This window comes from Archangium lipolyticum, from assembly GCF_024623785.1.
Classification (GTDB): domain Bacteria; phylum Myxococcota; class Myxococcia; order Myxococcales; family Myxococcaceae; genus Archangium; species Archangium lipolyticum.
Map to the genome: position 1 here is coordinate 79,761 of NZ_JANKBZ010000041.1, position 20,043 is coordinate 99,803.

Below are 20,043 nucleotides of genomic sequence, written 5' to 3' on the forward strand. Positions count from 1 at the left end.
ACACGCCGACAACCTGCCCTCATGCGACCGGCGAGCCGTTGTCGGGGGCTCCGTCCGGATGCCGGGGGAGCGGCCGGGGGCGGTGCGCTGGACAGCGCCTCCAGGGGTGCCATCCTCTGTCCGCCATGACCTCTCCTGTCGTTCCGTCCACGGCCATCTACCTCGACGCCGAGGACACACTGGTGCCGGGAACCCTCGACAAGCGCGTCTCCCACGAGCGGATGGTGCTCCGGGTGCGTGAGCTCGCGCAGCGGGGGGCGGGCCTGTACCTGTGGAGCCATCACGGCGCCGAGCATGCCCGGAAGGTGGCGGCGGAGCTGGGGCTGGAGGACTGCTTCCGGGCCTTCCTGCCCAAGCCCCAGGTGCTCATCGACAGCCAGGGTCTCGAGGACTGGGGGGTCTCGGAGATCCACCCGGCCGCCTGTGGTTCCATGCGCTTGGAAGACATCCTGCGCACCCGGCGGGGCTGAGCTCCCCTGCCTGGTGGGCGTAGGACACACGCACGGGAAGGGTGCATCCGCGAGGACCCTTGGTAGCATCCGCCGCCATGATCCGACCCCTGTCGAAGTTCCTCCCGGCCCTGGCCGTTTCGGCGGGCCTGGCCGCCCCCGCCGCGCTCGCCTGCACCAGCATGCTGGTCACCAAGGGCGCGTCGTCGGACGGCTCCACGCTCATCACCTACTCGGCCGACTCGCACGAGCTGTACGGTGAGCTGTACTTCACCCCGGCGCGCCGCCATGCCGCCGGCTCCATGCGCGACATCATCGAGTGGGACACGGGCAAGTTCCTGGGCCGCATCAAGGAGGCCCCCGTCACCTACTCGGTGGTGGGCAACATGAACGAGCACCAGCTCTCCATCAGCGAGTCCACCTTCACCGGCCGCAAGGAGCTGGAGGCCCCCAACGGCATCGTCGACTACGGCTCGCTCATCTACATCGCCCTGGAGCGCGCGAAAACAGCCCGCGAGGCCATCAAGGTCATGACCGACCTGGTCGCCGAGTACGGCTATGCCTCCACCGGTGAGTCCTTCTCCATCGCCGACCCCAAGGAGGCGTGGATCCTCGAGATGATCGGCAAGGGGGCGGGGCAGAAGGGCGCGGTGTGGGTGGCCCGCCGGCTGCCGGACGGGTACATCTCCGCGCACGCCAACCAGGCGCGCATCCGCCAGTTCCCGCTGAAGGATCCGGACACCCTCTACTCGCCGGACGTCATCTCCTTCGCGCGCGAGAAGGGCTGGTTCACCGGCGCGGACAAGGACTTCAGCTTCGCGGACACCTACCACCCGCTCGACTTCGAGTCCGCGCGCGCGTGCGAGGCGCGGGTGTGGAGCATCTTCCGCCGCGCGGCGCCGTCACTCGGGATGGGCGTGGAGTACGTGGACGGCTCGTCCCTGGACAAGCGCATGCCGCTCTGGGTGAAGCCGGACCGCAAGCTGGCCGTGCAGGACGTGATGACGCTGATGCGCGACCACTACGAGGGCACCCCGCTGGACATGACGAAGGACGTGGGCGCGGGGCCCTATGCCGTGCCCTACCGCTGGCGCCCGATGTCGTTTGAGGTGGACGGCAAGAAGTACCTCCACGAGCGCGCCATCTCCACGCAGCAGACGGGCTTCTCCTTCGTGGCGCAGATGCGCTCGTGGATGCCGGACCCCATCGGCGGCCTGCTCTGGTTCGGCGTGGATGACACCTTCACCACCGTGTACACGCCCATGTACGCGGGCATCCGCCGCACCCCGAAGAACTTCGCCACGGGCGTGGCCAACCGCGGCCAGTTCTCCTGGGACTCGTCCTTCTGGGTGTTCAACTGGGTGTCCAACCAGGCCTACGCGCGCTGGAGCGACATGATCGTCGACGTCCAGAAGGCCCAGGGCGAGCTGGAGGGCCAGTTCCTCGCGGACCAGGCCGACATCGAGAAGAACGCGCTGGAGCTGTACAAGAGCACGCCCGAGCAGGCGCGCACCTACCTCACCGAGTACTCGACGCAGCAGGGCGACAAGGTTCATGCCCGCTGGCGCCAGCTGGGTGAGCAGCTGCTCGTGAAGTACATCGACGGCAACGTCCGGGAGGAGACGGGCAAGGTGGCCCATCCCAAGTACCCGGAGTCGTGGTACCGGCACATCGTCCGGGACACGGGCACGCGCCTGATGATCCCCGCCGAGAAGAAGCCCGAGCCCAAGCCGGAGCAGAAGCCCGCGCAGAAGCCCACGGTCGCCCCGGCACCGTGAGGAGGTGAGCCTTCCGGGCGCGGTGCTGCTTCCGCGCCCGGGGAGCGGGGGGCCGGGGAGGCGTTATCTCCTTGGCCCGGCGTCATCGTGGATCGAGACTGGCCGCGGGATGCGCATCTTTGCCTCGACACCTTCGGGGTCCGCCATGTCTCGAACCGACAGCGGCGCGGCCACACACGTGGGCCGCCGGCCGAACAACGAGGACTCCTACTGCGAGCGGTCCGACCTGGGACTCTTCGCGGTCGCCGATGGTCTGGGCGGACACGAGGGCGGAGAGGTGGCCAGTCAGCTCGTGCTGAGCACGGTGGCTGATTTCCTGTCCGCCCAGCAGGGCCAACAGGTGCCGGGCACGCCGTCGGAGGGCGAGCCGGCCAATGAACCCGAGAGCCTCATCGTCCAGGCCGTGCGCCAGGCCCATCAGGAGGTGCGCGCGCACCAGAGTGGCAAGCTGTCGATGATGGCCTCGACCATCACCGCGGTGCTGCTGAGGGACGGGGAGGCCGTCGTCTGCAACCTCGGTGACAGCCGGACCTTCCTGCTGCGGGGCGGGGTGCTGCGGCGGCTGACGCGGGACCACACGGTGCTCGCGGAGATGGAGGAGGCGGGGCTGGATACGAGGAACCCCTTCGCCGTGATGCACCGCAACTCGTTGACGGGCGCCGTGGGCATGGAGGCCAGCGTCGAGATCGAGTGCAATCGCGTCCCCATACGACCGGGGGATGTGCTGATCCTCTGCAGCGACGGGTTGTACGAGCCGGTGCCGCCGGACGTCATGACGCCCTTGCTGGAGCAGGGGGGCTCGGCCCAGGAGATGGCCGAGCGGCTCGTCGCCGAGGCCTACAGGCGTGGGGGCACCGACAACATCACGGGCATCGTGGTGCGGATATTGGACGCATAAGGCCGCTCGCCTGCCTCCTCTCCCTTCCGGGATGACGGAGGCCCCGCTTGAACGTAGGAAGGGAGGTCATGACTGTTCCCTCCCGGAAGCCTACTGGCACGCTGACGCTCGAGCTGCTGCTGGGGGCACTGACGGCGTTCGCGCCGCTGTCCATCGACATGTACCTGCCCGCGCTTCCGAGCATCGGGGCCGAGTTCCAGTCGACCCCCGCGGCCGTCCAGCTCACGCTCGCCTCGTTCTTCGCGGGGCTCGCGCTCGGTCAGCTCATCACCGGCCCGCTCATCGACAGGTTCGGCCGTACGCGCCCCCTGCGGGTGGGAATCGCCCTGTATGTGCTGGGCTCGCTGGGTTGTGCGCTCGCTCCCGGGACGGAGGTGCTCGTGGCCATGCGCTTCGTACAGGCGCTCGGTGGCGCGGTGGCCATCGTGGTGTCCCGCGCGGTGGTGAGGGACCTGTGGTCCGGCGCCGAGGCCGCGCGGACGATGTCACGGCTGGTGCTCGTGATGGGCGTGGCACCCATCCTCGCGCCCCTCTTCGGCGGCTTCGTCCTCCGGTTCCTGGGCTGGCGCGCCATCTTCGCCGCGCTGGCCATCGTGGGGGCGCTGGCCCTCGTCGCCGTGGTGAAGGTATTGCCCGAGACGGCGCCTCCCCGCTCCGGCTCCCGGACGGTGGTCTCGGAGATGGCCTCGCTGCTCGGAGCGGCCGACTTCCTGGGCCCGGCGCTCGCCTGCGCCTTCATCCAGGCCGGCATGTTCGCCTACATCTCGGGCTCGTCGTTCGTCTTCATCACGCTGCATGGTGTCTCGCCGCAGCACTTCGGCTGGTTCTTCGGCGCCAACGCGATGGGCCTGGTCTCCATGTCGCAGCTCAACCGCAGGCTGCTGGCGACCCACCCGCCCCATCGCATCCTGCGCTGGGCCCTGGTCCTGTCCGTCGTCGCGGCCTCGTGCGTGCTGCTGGTCGCGTGGAGCGGTGCCCTCGGCCTGTGGGGGATGGCCGCCGCGCTGTTCTTCTTCGTCTCGACGCTGGGGCTCGTCATGCCCAACGCGACGGCGCTCGCGCTCGAGAAGCACGCCAGCCGCGCGGGGCTCGCCTCCGCGGTGCTCGGCGCGCTCCAGTACGGCATCGCCGCGTCCGCCTCCTGGGCCGTGAGCGCCTTCTACAACGGCACCGCGACTCCCATGGGGGCCGTGCTGGCTTCCGTCGCCGCGCTGGCCTGGGTCGCGCATTTCCTCGCGAGCCGCGCGCGTGCCCTCCCGTCTCCGGAGCTGGAGCAGGAGGCCGCCTGAGGTGGGGCGCGGCTCTCCCGGCCTCTACGCCTCCAGGGAGGGCGAGAGGCTGATGATGACGGACTTGGAGGTCGGCGTGCGGCTCTTCTCCGCGAAGCTGTCGAGCGGCACCAGCACGTTGGCCTCGGGGAAGTAGGTGGCCGCGCACCGGCGGGGAATGTCGTACGGCACCACCACGAACCGGTGGGCCACGCGCCGCTGGCCCTCGAAGTGGCTGGTGAGGTCCACCGCCTGTCCGGCCTCCACGCCCAGCTCCTTCATGTCCTCGGCGTTGATCATCACCACGCGCCGCCCGCCGCGGATGCCCCGGTAACGGTCGTCCAGCCCGTACACCGTCGTGTTGTACTGGTCGTGCGTGCGGATCGTCATCATCAGGAGCTGCCCCGGCTCCAGCTTCAGCCGCGCCATCTCGTGCACGGTGAAGTGGGCCTTGCCGCTCTGGGTGGTGAAGCGGCCCTCGCGTGGTCCGTTTGGCAGGGAGAATCCGCCCGGCTCGCGCACCCGCCGGTTGAAGTCCTCGAAGCCCGGAATCACCCGCGCGATGAGCTCCCGGACGCGGTCGTAGTCCTCCACCAGCGAGGCCCACTCCACCTGGGAGCGCGAGCCGAGCACCGCCTTCGCCAGCCGCGCGACGATGACGGGCTCGCTGAGCAGGTGCTCCGAGGCCGGTGCCAGTGTCCCCCGCGAGGCGTGCACCACGCCCATCGAGTTCTCCACCGTGACGAACTGCGGCCCGCCCGCCTGCACGTCGCGCTCGGTGCGGCCGAGGCACGGCAGGATGAGTGCCCGCTTCCCGGTGACGAGGTGCGCCCGGTTGAGCTTGGTGGACACGTGCACCGTGAGCCGCGTGCGGCGCAGGGCCTCGGCGGTGCGCTCGGTGTCCGGCGTCGCCGACAGAAAGTTGCCTCCCATGGCGAAGAAGACCTTCACCCGGCCCTCGTGCATCGCCTGGATGGCGCCCACCGTGTCGAGGCCGTGGTGGCGCGGCGGCTCGAAGCCGAGCTCGCGGGACAGCGCGTCCAGGAACGCCGGACGGGGCTTCTCCCAGATGCCCATGGTCCGGTCTCCCTGCACGTTGCTGTGGCCGCGCACCGGGCACACGCCCGCTCCCGGCTTGCCGATGCTCCCGCGCAGCAGCGTCAGGTTGACGATCTCCTGGATGTTGCCCACCGCGTTGCGGTGCTGCGTCAGCCCCATGGCCCAGCACCAGATGATGCGGTCCGTGCCCGCCAGCCACTCCGCGGCGGTTTCGATCCGCTCGCGTGGCACGCCGCTCTGCTCCACCACGTCCTCCCAGGACACGGTGGCCAGGTGCGTCGCATACGCCTCGAAGCCGAGCGTCCCCTTCTCCACGAAGTCCCGGGCCACCACCGTGCCCGGCTGCTTCGCCTCGCGCTCCAGAAGCGCCTTGCCCAGCCCCTGCAGCAGCGACACGTCTCCGTTGATGCGCACCTGGAGGAACAGGTCCGCCAGCGGCGTGCCCGAGCCGAGGACGCCTCGTACCGCCTGCGGGTGCTTGAAGCGCTGCAGGCCCGGCTCCGGCAGCGGGTTGATGCTGACGATGCGGCAGCCTCCGCGCTTCGCGGCCTCCAAGGCCGTCAGCATGCGCGGGTGGTTGGTGCCCGGGTTCTGCCCGATGACGACGATGAGTTGGGCCTTCTCGAAGTCCTCCAGCGTCACCGTGCCCTTGCCGATGCCGATGGTCTCCAGCAGCCCCGTGCCGCTCGACTCGTGGCACATGTTCGAGCAGTCCGGCAGGTTGTTGGTGCCGAACTGCCGCACGAAGAGCTGGTAGAGGAAGGCCGCCTCGTTGCTCGTGCGCCCCGAAGTGTAGAAGCACGCCTCGTCCGGCGAGCCGAGCGCGTTGAGCTCGTCGGCGATGAGCGTGAAGGCCTCGTCCCAGGACAGGGGCTCGTAGTGCGTGGCGCCCTCGCGCAGCACCATGGGGTGGGTGAGGCGGCCCTGCTTGCCGAGCCAGTGGTCCGTCTGCGCGGCCAGGTCCACGAGGCTCCACTGGTGGAAGAACTCGGGCGTCACCCGGGCCGTGGTGGCCTCCTCGGCCACGGCCTTGGCGCCGTTCTCGCAGAACTCGAAGGACGTGCGGTGCTTTGGATCCGGCCAGGCGCAGCCGGGGCAGTCGAAGCCGTGTGTCTGGTTCACCTTCAGGAGCGTCTGGGTGCCGCGCACCGGTCCCATCTCGCCCCAGGCGTGCTTCATCGCGGACACCACCGCGGGGATGCCTCCCGCGGAGGTCGCCGGGGCGCCGACCTGGAGGGGCTCGGGCGTGGTGGGGGGCTGGGCGCTCGGGAGCAGCTCCGTCCGGGCGAGGGCGTCCTTGTTGGACTCCGCCGCCTGCTCCTTCCGCATCGCATCCGCCATGGCTTCCTCCTGACCCGGGCGCGGAGAGGGAGCCGCGGCTGCCGGGCCGCCGGAGTCTACCTCTTCCGCCACGTGACCATCAGGCTCTCTTCGTGGCTCTCGGGCTCGGGGTCATGCCCTGTCTGGAGCCCTGGCAGGGGGACATTGCCCGCTCCGTTCGTGCCAGGAAGACTCGCGAGCCATGGGCCTATGGCTGCGGGTTGTCGCATGGGTGGTGCTGAGCCTCGTCCTCGGTGGGAGCCGTTGTGGTGAGGATGGCGTCGCGCCGCCCGAGGTGTGGCGGGAGGACGTGGCGCCCGCCTTCGATTACGCCCTGTACTGCGATGCCTCGGGGCGTTTGACGGGTAGATACTCCGATGTATTGCTGGTGCACCGCTCCGAGCACCTGGAGCGGGTGTACGCGGACTCGCAGCGCGGCGACGCGCGGGCCCGGGTGCTCTTCGGCCAGTTGGAGGCGCAGGTTGCCGCTGGCGGCGAGAAGCTGGCGGATCAGGCACTGGGACTGGTGTGTCCCGCGCTGCCCTCGTGCACGGTGCGATGGGCGTTCCTCGACGAGCTGATTCCCTCGCACGGAGCGGGAGGCATGCGGCTCCGGCACGTGCTGGCGCGGAGCTTCGAGCGCGAGGCCCGGCTCAAGGGCGTGGAGAACGCCGTGCTCAACGCCGCCCTGAGCGTGCTGCTGGTGGGCAGCGTGTTGGAGGTGGCGGAGGCGAAAGCGGCTGGGGCCGAGGCTCGGACGCTGGCGGGTGGGTTGGGGCGGGGGCTGTCGCTGGATGACGTGGCGGCGCTGGAGGCGCGCTTCACCGAGGCCGAGGCGCTGGAGTCCGGCGCGCGTCTCCCGGCGCAACTGGAGGCACTCGCTCGCTACCGGCCCTCGGTGCACCAGCCTCCTTCGGGAGTGGCCGTTACAGAGAATAGGTGGGTGGACTATGTGGCGTATTGGGAAAGGCGCTACGAGGAACTCGCAGGGACCCGGCAGCGGCCTACAGGTGCACCACCAGTGAAGCCGCCACTGAAGTGGGAGAGCTACAACGTCTTTCGTGGCCGGTTCCAGGAAGCGCTGGAGTTTCAGGGGAGCGTGGCGGAGGTTCTCAGGCGGGAGGCGGGACTCGCAAAGGGGCAGAGACACTGGCTGCGGGGTCTCGAGCAGCCCCTGGTGGCGGAGAACGTGGGACTGGCGCATGAGGGTCGTGTCTCGCTCACCTATGTGGACCAGTTCGTCGTGGACGAGGCCTCCCTGCGTCCTGGCCGGACTCCCTCCGTCCACTCCTTCAGCAACAAACAGCACGACTTCAAGTCCATGAGCGAGAGCGCTGTCGTTCGGCAATTCGATGCTGACGTACGGGAGGCGTTGACGAAATATGGGGGGACAGTGGAGATACGCAGACCCGGTCATCCCCTCTTTGGACGCAAGGTCGCCGTTTCTCGTGTGCACCTCGTGTATGAGGAGGTGGAAATAGAGTCCGGTCTCAAGGGCAGGCTCACGCGCAGAGCAGAGGACTTCAACGTCGAGCTCCACTTCCATGCACAAGAATGACTGGAACAAACAGGATGAGTTCTTCCTGCATCTCTACTCGCCAGCCACCCCATTGGAGCCGGGCCACGAGGGATTGGACGCGATACTCGACTTCGTCGAGCCCCTGGATGCGCAACTGAGACCCGACCGCGTGAGCCTATCGCGTCAGCGGAAGTACTCGCGCCAGCTCGTGCACGAGAAGCTCCATGAATGCAGGACGATGGCCGGTACAGATATCTTTTTTGCTCGCTCCAGGCCACCAGACGAAAGCCTCTGGCTCAGAACCCTCGACAATGGGGCCGAGGATTCCCGCTTCATCGTCGATTTGACGCTTAAACCCTTCTCCGTCGTTCGTGAAGAGAGCCAGCGCGAAGAATACGCCCACCGCCTCGTGTCCCTGGTGCGGTCCTTCGCCCAGCGCTTCCCCCTGTCCTACGGACTGGCTCACAGCTACACCGACTTCTCCCTGGGTAGCGACCCTCACCGGACGAGCACGCGCCAACCGAAGCGGGTGTACGAGGCCTACTGGCTCAACGTGTACGGCCCACGCATGGTGGAGGAGATTGGCCGCGAGCGCCTGATGTCCGTGCCCGCCGTTCACGTGGAGCAGTTGCCCGGCGGCGCCGTGATGTGGCTCACCCGCCATACTCCCGCCGACTTCGACTCCGAGGAAGCCCGTGTCGCCCAGGCCCGAGCCCTGGTGCACCTGCGTCCCGAGCTGAAGCTGGAGGAGACGCTCGCTACCCTGCGTCAGCGCTCGCTCGTCTTCACTCCCATCCCCGTCGAGTTCGATGAGGATGTGGCCGACATCCTCTGGTTGAAGGTGAAAGGCCTGGGCTTGTCCGAGCAGCGACGGAACGTCGAGCGCTTCAACCGCTACCACCCTCCTCCCGTCACTGAGTGGCTGCCCGCCACTGACGCCCCAGCGCCCGATGTCGATGACGTGCAGCGGGAGATCGCCATCATCGAGGGCGTCTTGCTCGAGCGGCTCACCTTGATGCTCCACAAGAAGGTTCCCGCGCTGGAGGAGGGCTCCGTGGAAGCGCTACCGCAGTTGGATTACTACCTGTGGCGCTCCGGCCGGGGGGCACAGTCGACGACTGGCGAGGGGCCGACGTATGGGGACAGGGAACTGCTCATCCCGCCGATAGGGGCTTTGCTGGGCATGCATCTGGTGCACACCCTGGGGGGGCGCTGGGTGCCTCGTCGCAAGCTGGAGGAGTCGGCGGTGGTGGTGGGGGACAGGGCCTGGCTTCCCTTCCTGCGCGCCCGCCATGCCCTCCAGGGCCGCGATGCCCCCCTCGACTACTCCTGTACCCAGCTCTTCCGCGTTGCTCAGCGACTCGCGCGCGCACTGGCGCATTGAGTCCACCTTCCGCTTCCGGACCGGGACCTGGAGATGCCAGGGCTACTCGCGGAGTGGGTCTGGTAGCCTCCGCTGTCTTCGGAGGTCGGTGGGATGCGCGAGAACGAGAGCGCCGGCGGGGCCTGGGTGCCGCCCGGGTTGGACTTCACTCCCGGTGCCCAGGTGGCGGGATTCACCATCGAGGCGCGGCTCGCCTCCGGCAGCTTCGGTGCCGTCTTCCGTGCCAGCAGGAGCGGGCGGGCCTTCGCCCTCAAGCTGGTTCCCCTGGATGTCCGCGGCGAGCGCGAGGTGGATTCCCTGCGCAAGGTCCGTCACCCCCATGTCGTGGGCCTCCATGGCTACAGCCTCTGGCCGGACGACGCGCCGCGCTTCCTGGTGCTCATCCTCGAGCTCGTCGCGGGCCTTCCGTTGGACGTGTGGGCGCTCGAGGAGAACCCCTCCGCGTCCGAGCTCGTGCGCCAGGTGCTGTTGCCCCTCGTGAGCGCCCTGTCCGCCGTGCATGCCTCGGGCGTGGTGCACCGCGACGTGAAGGAGGCCAATGTCCTCGTGCGCGAGGCGGATGGGCAGCCCGTGCTGGTGGACTTCGGCGCGGCCGGCTACGCGGGCGCCCCTCGCCTCACCGCCGTGCTCCCTCCCGGGACTCCCGAGTACCGCAGCCCCGAGGCCTGGCGCTTCGTCCGCGAGAGCGACAGCTCCGAGCCCTATCCCGCCGGGCCCGCGGACGACCTGTGGGCGCTGGGCGTTACGACCTACGCGCTCCTGACGCGCAGGCTGCCCTTCGGCGAGCGGCTCGAACCCGGGATGATCCGCGCCATCCTCCAGGAGACTCCCCCGGCGCCCCACTCACTCAACCCGCGAGTCCCTCGGGCCCTCGGCGACCTGTGCCTGCGCATGCTGGAGAAGTCGCCCGAGGCGCGCTTCGCGGACGCCGGGGCGCTCTCCGAGGCCCTGGAGGCGCAGCTGTCCCTGGCCGATGACTCCTGGCGCACCCCCCTGTTCCCCGGTGACTCGCGGCCCGTGAAACAGGCTCCGCCGGTACGCGAGCGCCCTCGGCGGTGGCGGGCCGGGCTCGCGCTGCTCGTGGTGGCCGGAGTGCTCTCCCTCCTCGCGGTGAAGGGGTGGCGACCCTCGCGGGCATCGTCCACCACCCAACGTGTAGAGTCGGCCCACCCCCTCCCGCTCCAAAAGGCTGGCTCCCGCCAGGAATTGGCGCCTGCCCAGGTGACGGGAGACGTTGGCGCCGGCGCGGCACCTCCTGAGTCATCCATCCCCGCGCCCGTCGCCCGTGCGACGTCCAGCGAGGAACCCGAGATGACGAAGTCGAAGCCCTTGCGTGGTCTGGCCGCCGCCACCGCCGTTGCCTGTTCGGCGTGCGCGACCACTCCCAAGCTGCCGACCCAGGCGGACTGTCCCCCCGGCGTCCGGGAGACCTATGAACGTTTCAGGATGAAGAAGGGGCCTCAGCCCCCCATCCTCCTCTCCACCGACGTCCACTCCGTCATTCCCGTGCGCGAAGGCGACTTCTCCATCATCCCGCTCCCCGGCTGGGGTGACATCCCCAGTGGCACGGCCATGTCCGGGCGGCTCGTCTTCGGGAAGAACCAGGTGTATGGCCGCTTCACCCAGATGCGGCTCCCCAGCGGAGAGACCCTCCCCATCTGTCTGGAGCTCAGCCGCTATGGCGAGCGCGGTGTCCCGATGGACGCCAAGAGCACGCGGGACCGGGTGCTCATCGCCACGGTCTTCGACCTGATCCCCCTTCCCAACTCCATGTACAAGTACTGACAGGCCCGCCCTGGAGACCGTCATCCATGCTCCCTTCCTCCACCGTGGCCCTCGTGAGCCTGCTCTTCTTGGGTGCGGCTCCCTCCCGGGGTGAGCTCTCCGAGAACGCCCTCTGCGAGGACGTGCGGCGCATCGAGCTGGCTTCGACCCCCTCGGCCGCACGCGAGGTGTGTGTCAGCCCGGGGCTCATGACCGGGTTGCTCTTCGAGGCCCCCATCGTGGTGGAGCTGGAAGACGAGGCGCGCTTCCTGGAGGTGATGCGGGGCCGCAACGGTATCGGCTTCGTTCCACCGCGAGACATGGCTCCCGGGGAGCGTCTGCGGTTGACGGTGCGTTTCGCCGATGGAGCCTCCCCGGACGTCATGCCCTTCGTGTTGGTGGCGCACCAGGCGCGGGCGACCCGGCAGGTGGAGGTGTACCGGGACACGCGCACCCGGGAGTCCTATCTGCAGGAGGTGGCCCAGGAGCGCGCCCGCTCCCGGCAGCTCCAGGAGGAGCTCGAACGGCTGCGCGCCGAGCGTCAGGCGCTCAAGGGGCTGCGCGGCGCCATCGTCAACGGAACCATCTCGATGACGGGCGTCCAGGCGCGGATGTTCCGGCCCGAGGTCGATGGCCGTTCCGTGGACGGGCTCTCCCTCGTCAAGGGCGCCGGCTACCGCTCCGATACGAGTGTCGCGCTGGAGGTGTGGGTGGCCAACTCGGGCCCGGAGCCCTGGATGGCCGCCGAGGTCTCCCTGATGAACGCCCAGGGCGAGAAGGTGAAGGGCCTCCGGTTCTGGCAGGGAGACGCCATCGCCGGCAACGGCAAGCAGCAGATCGTCGTGGAGGTCGAGAACGCGGATGACGCGCCCTCCGGCAACTACTCGCTCTGGTTGAAAGAGGCCGGCCCCCGCCAGCTCACCGTCCCCGGAGTCACCATTCCCTAGGAGCGAGGATGAAGTACGAGCCCCTGCATGGATGGGACCTGACACCGAAGCAGGCGGTGGCACTCCAGAGAGAGCTGCGAGAGCGTCTGGTGTTGCGTCCACCGCGAGGCCTGAAGGTGGAGCGCGTGGCGGGCGCGGACATCTCCATGAGCCGTGGCGCGGACACGGCCTATGGCGGCATCGTGGTGCTGGACGCTGGCACGCTGAAGCCCGTCGCCCAGGCCAGTGCCGCGGTGAAGCTGGGCTTCCCCTATGTGCCAGGGCTGCTGTCCTTCCGCGAGCTGCCCGTGCTCGCGGAGGTCTGGCGCCGGCTGGAGGTGCGGCCGGATGTGCTCATCTTCGACGGGCAGGGTACGGCGCACCCCCGGCGGCTCGGGCTCGCGTGCCATGGAGGCATGTTGTTCGGTGTGCCCTCCATTGGTTGTGCCAAGTCGTTGCTCGTGGGTGGACATGGGCCCCTCGGCCAGGAGCGCGGTTCCATGGCGGAGATCGTCCACCAGGGCGAGGTGGTGGGCATGGCCGTGCGCACCCGCAGGGGGGTGCTGCCTGTCTATGTTTCACCGGGTCATCTGATGGATCTGCCCACCGCCGTCGAGCTCGTGCTTCGCGTGGCGCCTCGCTATCGCGAGCCGGAGACGACCCGGTTCGCGCACAGGTTGGTCAATGACGTTCGCCGCTCGGCGCTGGACCCGGAACCCTCACCCTAGCCCTCTCCCAGAGGGAGAGGGGAGCTTGTTAGTGGAGCAGGACCTCGGACCTCGTCTCCGCCATGGCTCGCACCTGCTGGATGAGCACCCGGTTGAATTTCTCCGGCTCCTCGAACTGCGGTGTGTGTCCGGAGTGCTCGAACCACAGCAGCGTCTTGCTCGGGGCCTCCAGCTGCTCCAGATAGCGCGCGGCGATCTCCGAGGGCGTCACGTAGTCCTCGCGCCCGAGCAGGAACCACACCGGCACCTCCAGCCGCGGCACCTGCGCCGCCAGGTCCAGCCCCGCCAGCTGCGGGTACACCAGCGGGAACGTGTCCTTCAATCCCAGGAACAGGCGCACCTTGTCCCGCAGCGAGTACTCGGGCGCCTTGAGGATGGAGGAGAGCAGCTCGGGGACGATGCTCCGGCGGCCCGCGTGGCGGCTCGCGAGCGACATGAGCGTCATGTACCGCTTCGCCATGTCCGGCCCCGTGTACGGCGGCGGACCGATGCGCGCCAGCTTCGCGAGCGCCTGGTTGTCGTCGTACCTCATCGCCAGCTCGTACGCGCGCAGGTGGCTGAGGGTGTCGTTCTCCAGGAAGTTCACCTGCTGGCCCGTGCCCACGTAGGCGTGGATGCGCTCGGGGCGGCGTTGCGCCAGCAGCACCCCGAGGATGCTCCCCCACGAGTGGCCCACGAGGAATACCTTGTCCTGGGTGAAGCGCGTGGTCAGCAGCTCGATCAGCTCGCTCGCGTCGGAGACGAACTGGTCCAGCGTGAGTGCGTCCCGGTCCTTCAGCGCGGTATAGGACTTGGCCGCGCCGCGCTGGTCCCACTGCACCACCACGAAGTGCTCCTCCAACTCCGCGTTGAAGTGGCGCACCCAGGCCATCTCGGAGCCTCCCGGGCCTCCCGACAGGAAGAGCAGCAGCGGGTTGTGGATGCTCCGCCCCCGCATCAACACCCACTGTTCCACGCCCCCGAGCCGCACCGGCTCCAGCGAGGCGATGCCGTCGGACAGCTCCCCGCCCCGTCCATCCTGGATGGGGGGCGTGGAGCCCTGGCTGCTCCACAGCCGGGCGCCCAGGGCCATGAGTGGAAGCCCCACTCCCACCCCCGTGAGGATGCGTCGGGTCGAACGTTCCATGCCACTCCTCCTCGCCCCCAAAGCTAGTCACGCGGTGGCACGTTCCAGGCCGCTGGTGGCTCGCACCTTGGGCAGGCGGCTGGGGGGCGACACCCGCCCCGGGGTTGGCTAGGTTGGGGGCCAGCCCGAGTCCCGCCATGCCCTCTCCCGCCATCGTCCATGAAATCGAGCAGCGGATGCGTGCGATCCCCGAGGGGGGAACCGTTCGCGGCCTCATCTTCAACGCCGTCTTCAAGCTGGTGGACCAGCACCTGGGAGAGAAGGTGGCGACGGAGCTACGCGCCACTGTCGCGAAGAAGCCGCTGGTGGACTTCTTTTCCTATCCAGCCCGAGACTTCCTCAAGGTGCTCTACGGCGCGGGCGAGCTGCTCGCCCCCCACTACGGTTCCATGGAGGCCGCCCTCCGGGCCTTTGGCGCGGCGGGGATCGGCGGGTTCTTCCAGTCCAGCGTGGGCAAGACGCTCACCCACATCATTGGAAAGGGAGACCCCAAGCGGCTCCTGTCCAGCTCACCCACCGCCTACGGCACCGCGGTGAGCTACGGGCACCGGGAGTACACCTCGCTGGGCGAGCGCCGCGTGCGCCTGCACTTCCGTGGTGACGCGCAGCCGGTGGAGTACCACCAGGGCCTGTTGGAGGAGGCCCTCCGGGTCGTGGGGTGCCCGGGACGTGTGGAGGTCAAGAGGCTCGGTCTCGACGAGGCCGAGTACCTCATCGAGTGGTGAGTCCCACCAGCGGACCTCGCTCAGGAGGACGCGGAGAGCAGCACGGCGAGCAGGCTCACCAGACTCTCGCCGGCGATGAGCCCCGAGGCCAGTGGCACCGTGGCCGCGTTCGCGAGGGTGGGCCTGTAGCGGGCCAGGAGCGCCGCGGCCAGCGAGCCCAGGAAGATGGACAGGGACACCGAGGCGGGCAGCGCGAAGGCAAGCCCCAGGGCGATGGGGGAGGGGACGAAGCGCCGCACCGGCTCGGGAGCGAAGCGCTCCAGGAGGACGAGCACCACGCCCGCGAGTCCTCCGAGGAGCGCCCCCCAGCGCGCCGCCTCGGAGAGACTTCCGAGCCCCGTGGAGAGCACGCGGGCCACACCGGCGACGAAGAAGCCAGCGGGAGCGGGGAAGCGCGTCTCGGAGATGGCGGAGGTGTCCGGCACCAGCAGGAAGAAGACGGGGACGATGAGGGCCGAGCCGACGAGGCAGCCCCAGAGCTGGGCGAGGAAGGTCTGCCGGGGAGGGACGCCGAGCAGGTACCCGGCCTTCACGTCGGTGAGCAGGTCCGCGCTGGAGGAGGCGATGTTGCCGGAGAGGCTGGAGGCCATGGCATTGGCCACGGTGTTGCCCGGCAGGAGCACCCCGAAGACGAGCTGGGCCAGCTGACCGAGCGGGCCGGTGGGGGTGATGTCCGTCTCACCCGTGGCGCGGCAGGCCACGGCGGCGAGCGCGAAGGAGAGCAGCACGCCCAGAGCGCCGAGGGGCCAGGGAATCTCGAAGGTCACCGTGCCCACGGCCACGAGCCCCAGCGAGAACACGGCCGTCGCGGCGAGGAACCAGGAGCGAGGGACCTCCGACGCATCGGGCAGCGAGTCCCCGGAGGGGCGCGAGCCGAGCAATGCGCCGAGCGTGCGGCGCAGGAGCCCGCGCTGGAGGGCCAGGTGGGTGAAGGAGGCGCTCGTCACCAGCGCGGCGCCCGGCCACATGCTCCACTCGAGCACGCCGAAGAAACCCGGCTGGGCGATCATCCCGCGTCCGAGCAACCAGGGCGCGAGAGCGCCGAAGCACACGAGCGAGCCGAGCAGCAGCGACATCCCGACACGCAGCCCCACGAGCGCACCGGTGCCCAGCGGCAGGAGCGTGAGGTCGAGGGCGAAGGACAGGCTCTCCAGCGGCACGCCGAGCAGGACACCGGGCAATGCGAGCGCGGCGGGGAGCCACTGGAGCCCATCGCGAGCGAACGCGAGGAGTCCCGCCCCGAGCGCCCCGACCCCGAGTGCCCGAGCGCCGCGCCGGCCCGACTCATCTCCGGCGTGGAGCGAACGCGCCACGGAGGCGGCGGCGAGACCGGAGGGGAAGGGGAGGGGCTCGCGGCGGATGAAGGCGCGCTGCAGGGGCAGGGCGAGGACGACGCCGAGCGCGGAGCCGAGCAGCGTCCACAGCAGGAGGGCCCAGAGGGGAGGGTGGTGGCCGGAGAGCAGCAGGTAGCCGACGCTCGCGGTGACGATGGTGCCGCCAGTGGAGTAGCCCGCGGAGGAGGCGGCGGACTGCATGGCGCTCGTCTCCTGGAGGCTGAGCCTGGGCCCGAAGAGGGAGGCGCTCAGCTTCATGAGGGCGCCCTGCGCGCCGAGCCCGACGACACAGGCGATGAGGGCGGCGGGGAAGGCGAGGCCCGTCTTCAATCCCACGTAGAGATTGGACAGGCACATGAGCGCGCCGATGAGGCTGCCGAGTGCCAGTGCGCGCAACGTGAGGGCCGAGGGGACGGCTCCGGCTGGGAGTGTACCCGCTTCGGTGGCGACGGAAGTCGCCTCGGCCTCGTCTCTGGCTGCGCCCGACGACATGGCCGCCAGGATACTTCGAGAGGGGCTTCTCGCACTGCCCCCCACGGTGCAATGGGGCACCTGGGGGGCAGGCGGGCGGGCGGTGCTTCAGGAACCGCGGGGTTCCAAAGGCACGGGTGTCAATACACGCGCTTCAGCGTCCAGGTATTGGGATTGAGACTCGATACGGGCGAAGACCGGCATGCGCTGCTGAAGTAATAGGAGACCTGGGACCATCCCGGCGGAGGGTACGTGGTATGGCAGGCGTTGACGGTCGAGCCCACCGGGAGAGTGGTGAGTTGCTGAATCTTTTTGGTATTCGGATCAAGGGTGGAGCCGCAGCTCGACGAGTTCCACCATTGAATGTCTACCCAGCCGCTCGGGGTCAGCGCACTCGAACAGATCGTGGCGGTAGTTGCCACCAGGCCTTCAATGTCTCCGCTGGGCTTCTGCTCTGCTGATGCCAGCGACGAAATGGGCAGAACCGCCACCGTTCCTACCGCAACCAACGCCAGAGTAGCCTTACCGAAAATATTTGTCATGATTGAAGAGTCTTCTCGCGGGTTTGGCGACCTCACCCCGTTCTGGGATGAGAGCAACCGGCTTCACTACTAGCACTCAGAGTGAAATGAAGCCAGCGTTGTGTCGCGAAACCGGGGCAGGTTCACTCCTGCAAGACTGGCCTCGAGCCCTCAGCGCGCCTCTCCTCCTCCATCCACGCTCGTCGGCACCGGGCGGGGCTTGGCCACGGGCAGCAGGCACTTGCCGTCGTAGGAGACGGTCTGTGGTGGGCAATTCGGTGGTGCGTGCTCGGTGGCTATCCAGCACACGCCCGAGATCTCGCGCTCCAGGCCCGCATCACAGGGCGCATGCTTCTGGTTTTTTCGCGGGCGAGGTGCCTCGCCAGACCGGACTGGCACGGGGTCCACGTTGACGTCCGTGGTCCACACCTCCTCCGAGGACTCCTCTTGCATCCGTACCTCGGCAACAGGTGCCAACGTCGCTGACAGCAGCGCCACCCCGAGTATGGTGGCACCCGACAGCGCCAGTCCCAGGCGCCACCACGGGCGAGGCTCGTTGGCCGCGTGGAGGGCGTGGTCCATGCGCCCCACTGCCCCGCGCACCTCTTCGAAGGTGCACACCAGGGCTTCCACCGAGTGCTCGTCGGAGGCCACGGACTTCGGGGGCTCCTCTGCCTTCATGGCGACATAGCCATCCGAGGCCGAGGAAACGAGGCGCACCTGCCAGTCGGTCAACTGCCCCGAGCCCTTCTCGTCCCCGGCGGCGGGCTTGAACACCAGGGCCGTCTCTCCGTTCGCCTCGTGCGTGGCCCGGTAGAGTTCTCCCAGACTGTAATCGTCCTGCGGCACCTGCTCGTGGAGTTGATACGGCCCTACCTGCCCCACTTCCTCCCCGCTCGACTCGGACTTCTTCCCCTCGTCCATGCGTGCTCCTTGCCTTTCCGACGTTTCTTGGGAAGTGGTCTGCCAGGAGGTGACTCCAGGCGTCAACTCCCCTGATATAGGGGGCCTCGGACCCTCTGCTCCATCCTGCCACCCTCAACAGGTCCCCCATCCCTCTTATGCGTCGCATGCGATGGGCAGCCCATCGTCGTCGCCGGTGGCAGCGGCCAAGTGTTTCTCGACGGTGAGGTCACGGCTACGTGACGCGGGAGGGCGCGGACCGTCTCCTATACGCGAGCCACCTTTAGGCTGAATACCAGCTTGCCCGCTGATGATCTGTCGGAACGAGGCACCGCTCTCCAGTTGGTGGTCTCGTGGTACGCGCTCAGCGCCTGGGCCTTGTGGTCCGCTTCTTTCCGCCCATGGGCCCGGTGCTCGTACGAAGTGTCTGACACCTTCCCGGCCACCATCAAAAGGGCCCCCGCTGTCTCATGCTCTGCTACGGTTCATGGGAATCTGTTGGATACTGGGAGGTTGGTTGTGCAACTCGTAACTGCCGAGGTAGGCCCCTTTAAGTCCATCAACGAGCCGCAGACGGTGCGTATCGAGCCGTCCGTGACTGTGCTCGTTGGGATGAACGAGGCCGGAAAGACGGTGTTTCTACAGGCGCTTGAGAAGTCGGACGGCATCGCTGATCTCGCCGAGTTCGACCCGGTCGAGGACTATCCACGCAAGGACCTGTCCACCTACCTCAAGCAGCATAAAAGCAATCCAGCCAGGGCGACGAGGCTCTCGTACCGACTCTCCGAGGAAGAACTGGACGAGCTGAACGGCAACCTGCATACGAACCTGCAGCCGGACTTCGAGTTTTCAGTCACTCACCTGTACAACAACACCATTACCGTCGGAATACTGGTTGACGAGGAGCCAGTACTGGCGAGCTTGCGGGAAGAGCCGGGACTTAGAGGGTGTTGAACAGGAGCAATCAAGCAAGGCGGCGCAGCATGAGTCGTATCATGCCCAGATGGATGAAGGCTTCGGAGGATTCCTCCTTGCGTTCGTAGTCCTTGGACAGGCGCCGCTCCCGATTGAGCCAGCCAAAGGTACGCTCGACAATCCAGCGCTTGGCCTGAACGACGAAGCCCTTGTCCTTGTCCGAGCGTTTCACCACCTCGAGGGTGATGCCGCTCTCGTTGGCGACTTTCTCCACCTGCTGTCCCTGGTAGGCCCCGTCCGCCCACGTCTTCTGCAGCGTGGGGTACTCGCGTGCCGCCAGGGGCAGTACCGCCTGGACTGCATCCCTGTCCTGTACATCCGCCGTTGACATCCACACCAGCAGCACCAGGCCCAACGTATCCACCAGCAGGTGGCGCTTGCGGCCCTTCACCTTCTTGCCCGCGTCGTAGCCCTTCGTCTCCGCCTCCTCCGTTGTCCTCACGCTCTGGCTGTCCAGGATGCTCGCTGTCGGCTCTTCCTCGTGGCCGGCCTTCTGGCGCGCCCTCTTTCGCAGCGTGTCATGTACCTGCTTGAGCGTGCCGTTCTTCTTCCACAGGTCGAAGTAGTGGTAGACGAGCTGCCAGTCCGGCAGGTCGTGCGGCATGTAGCGCCACTGCACTCCCGTGTGAGTGACGTAGAGGATGGCGTTGACCACCTCCCGGCGCGGATGCAACTGCTCCTGGGGCCCGCAGTGGCTGGCTCGGACAAAGGGCTCTATCAGCGCCCACTGCTCGTCGGTGAGGTCGGTGGGGTACGGCTTCCTCGGGGGCATGGGCAGGTCACTCATACCCCTTGAGGTAATGACCTGGCCAGGGCGGAACAACTTGCGCGGTCAGGTGCCCGGCATTACCTCTCTGGTGGACAGGCAGGAGGTGAAGCCGAGCTGGAGAGCAGA

General features: G+C 68.3%; 17 protein-coding genes. 11 read left to right on the top strand and 6 right to left on the bottom strand.

The annotated features are described in order from the left end of the window. Window positions 1-125: 125 nt before the first annotated feature. From NR810_RS46440 to NR810_RS46455, 4 genes are all read left to right on the top strand, one after another. Window positions 126-470 carry a hypothetical protein gene (locus NR810_RS46440; RefSeq protein WP_204222828.1) on the top strand — a complete coding sequence of 115 codons (345 nt, stop codon included), beginning with the start codon at window positions 126-128 and terminating at the stop codon, window positions 468-470. A 77-nt stretch (window positions 471-547) separates the two neighbouring features. After that, window positions 548-2,227 carry a dipeptidase gene (locus NR810_RS46445; protein WP_257462151.1) on the top strand — a complete coding sequence of 560 codons (1,680 nt, stop codon included), beginning with the start codon at window positions 548-550 and terminating at the stop codon, window positions 2,225-2,227. Window positions 2,228-2,372: 145 nt separating this feature from the next. Next, window positions 2,373-3,125: a PP2C family protein-serine/threonine phosphatase gene (locus tag NR810_RS46450; RefSeq protein ID WP_257462153.1), complete on the top strand. Its 753-nt coding sequence runs from the start codon at window positions 2,373-2,375 to the stop codon at window positions 3,123-3,125. A 68-nt stretch (window positions 3,126-3,193) separates the two neighbouring features. Further along, window positions 3,194-4,414 (top strand): multidrug effflux MFS transporter, encoded by a 1,221-nt coding sequence (locus tag NR810_RS46455; RefSeq protein WP_257462154.1) that lies wholly within the window; start codon window positions 3,194-3,196, stop codon window positions 4,412-4,414. Window positions 4,415-4,438: 24 nt separating this feature from the next. On the opposite strand, the gene NR810_RS46460 is transcribed toward NR810_RS46455, so the two are convergent. Beyond that, entirely contained in the window at window positions 4,439-6,781 is a 2,343-nt protein-coding gene (locus NR810_RS46460) for an FdhF/YdeP family oxidoreductase (protein WP_407653902.1), read from the bottom strand. Between the two features lie 193 nt (window positions 6,782-6,974). Between NR810_RS46460 and NR810_RS46465 the strand changes: the two genes are divergently transcribed. From NR810_RS46465 to NR810_RS46485, 5 genes are all read left to right on the top strand, one after another. After that, complete coding sequence (locus tag NR810_RS46465; protein WP_257462157.1) at window positions 6,975-8,330, top strand: hypothetical protein; 1,356 nt, start codon at window positions 6,975-6,977, stop codon at window positions 8,328-8,330. Further along, window positions 8,317-9,675, top strand: coding sequence for a hypothetical protein (locus NR810_RS46470; protein WP_257462159.1), 1,359 nt, complete (start codon window positions 8,317-8,319; stop codon window positions 9,673-9,675). Before NR810_RS46465 ends, NR810_RS46470 begins: the two co-directional genes overlap by 14 nt. A 93-nt stretch (window positions 9,676-9,768) precedes the next feature. Beyond that, window positions 9,769-11,460 carry a serine/threonine protein kinase gene (locus NR810_RS46475; protein WP_257462160.1) on the top strand — a complete coding sequence of 564 codons (1,692 nt, stop codon included), beginning with the start codon at window positions 9,769-9,771 and terminating at the stop codon, window positions 11,458-11,460. Window positions 11,461-11,486: 26 nt separating this feature from the next. Further along, complete coding sequence (locus NR810_RS46480; protein WP_257462161.1) at window positions 11,487-12,386, top strand: DUF2381 family protein; 900 nt, start codon at window positions 11,487-11,489, stop codon at window positions 12,384-12,386. A gap of 8 nt (window positions 12,387-12,394) precedes the next feature. Then, complete coding sequence (locus NR810_RS46485; RefSeq protein WP_257462162.1) at window positions 12,395-13,093, top strand: endonuclease V; 699 nt, start codon at window positions 12,395-12,397, stop codon at window positions 13,091-13,093. 28 nt (window positions 13,094-13,121) lie between these two features. Here the strand turns inward: NR810_RS46485 and NR810_RS46490 are convergent, their stop codons facing one another. Further along, entirely contained in the window at window positions 13,122-14,219 is a 1,098-nt protein-coding gene (locus NR810_RS46490) for an alpha/beta fold hydrolase (RefSeq protein WP_257462163.1), read from the bottom strand. A 137-nt stretch (window positions 14,220-14,356) separates the two neighbouring features. On the opposite strand from NR810_RS46490, the gene NR810_RS46495 reads away from it, so the two are divergent. After that, window positions 14,357-14,944: a DUF2378 family protein gene (locus NR810_RS46495; protein ID WP_257462164.1), complete on the top strand. Its 588-nt coding sequence runs from the start codon at window positions 14,357-14,359 to the stop codon at window positions 14,942-14,944. 20 nt (window positions 14,945-14,964) lie between these two features. Here NR810_RS46495 and NR810_RS46500 read toward each other — a convergent pair whose 3' ends face one another. The 3 genes from NR810_RS46500 to NR810_RS46510 form a co-directional block, all read right to left on the bottom strand. After that, a complete protein-coding gene (locus NR810_RS46500) occupies window positions 14,965-16,770 on the bottom strand; it encodes an OPT family oligopeptide transporter (protein WP_257462165.1) in 1,806 nt (601 codons plus the stop codon). Between the two features lie 119 nt (window positions 16,771-16,889). Further along, window positions 16,890-17,291 (bottom strand): hypothetical protein, encoded by a 402-nt coding sequence (locus NR810_RS46505; RefSeq protein WP_257462166.1) that lies wholly within the window; start codon window positions 17,289-17,291, stop codon window positions 16,890-16,892. A 150-nt stretch (window positions 17,292-17,441) separates the two neighbouring features. Beyond that, a complete protein-coding gene (locus NR810_RS46510; RefSeq protein WP_257462168.1) occupies window positions 17,442-18,194 on the bottom strand; it encodes a hypothetical protein in 753 nt (250 codons plus the stop codon). Window positions 18,195-18,692: 498 nt separating this feature from the next. Here NR810_RS46510 and NR810_RS46515 point away from each other — a divergent pair, with 498 nt between their 5' ends. Then, on the top strand, window positions 18,693-19,127 hold the full coding sequence (locus tag NR810_RS46515) for an ATP-binding protein (RefSeq protein ID WP_257462170.1): 435 nt from the start codon (window positions 18,693-18,695) through the stop codon (window positions 19,125-19,127). Between the two features lie 10 nt (window positions 19,128-19,137). On the opposite strand, the gene NR810_RS46520 is transcribed toward NR810_RS46515, so the two are convergent. Next, window positions 19,138-19,920, bottom strand: coding sequence for an IS5 family transposase (locus NR810_RS46520; protein WP_407653900.1), 783 nt, complete (start codon window positions 19,918-19,920; stop codon window positions 19,138-19,140). Between the last annotated feature and the right edge of the window lie 123 nt (window positions 19,921-20,043).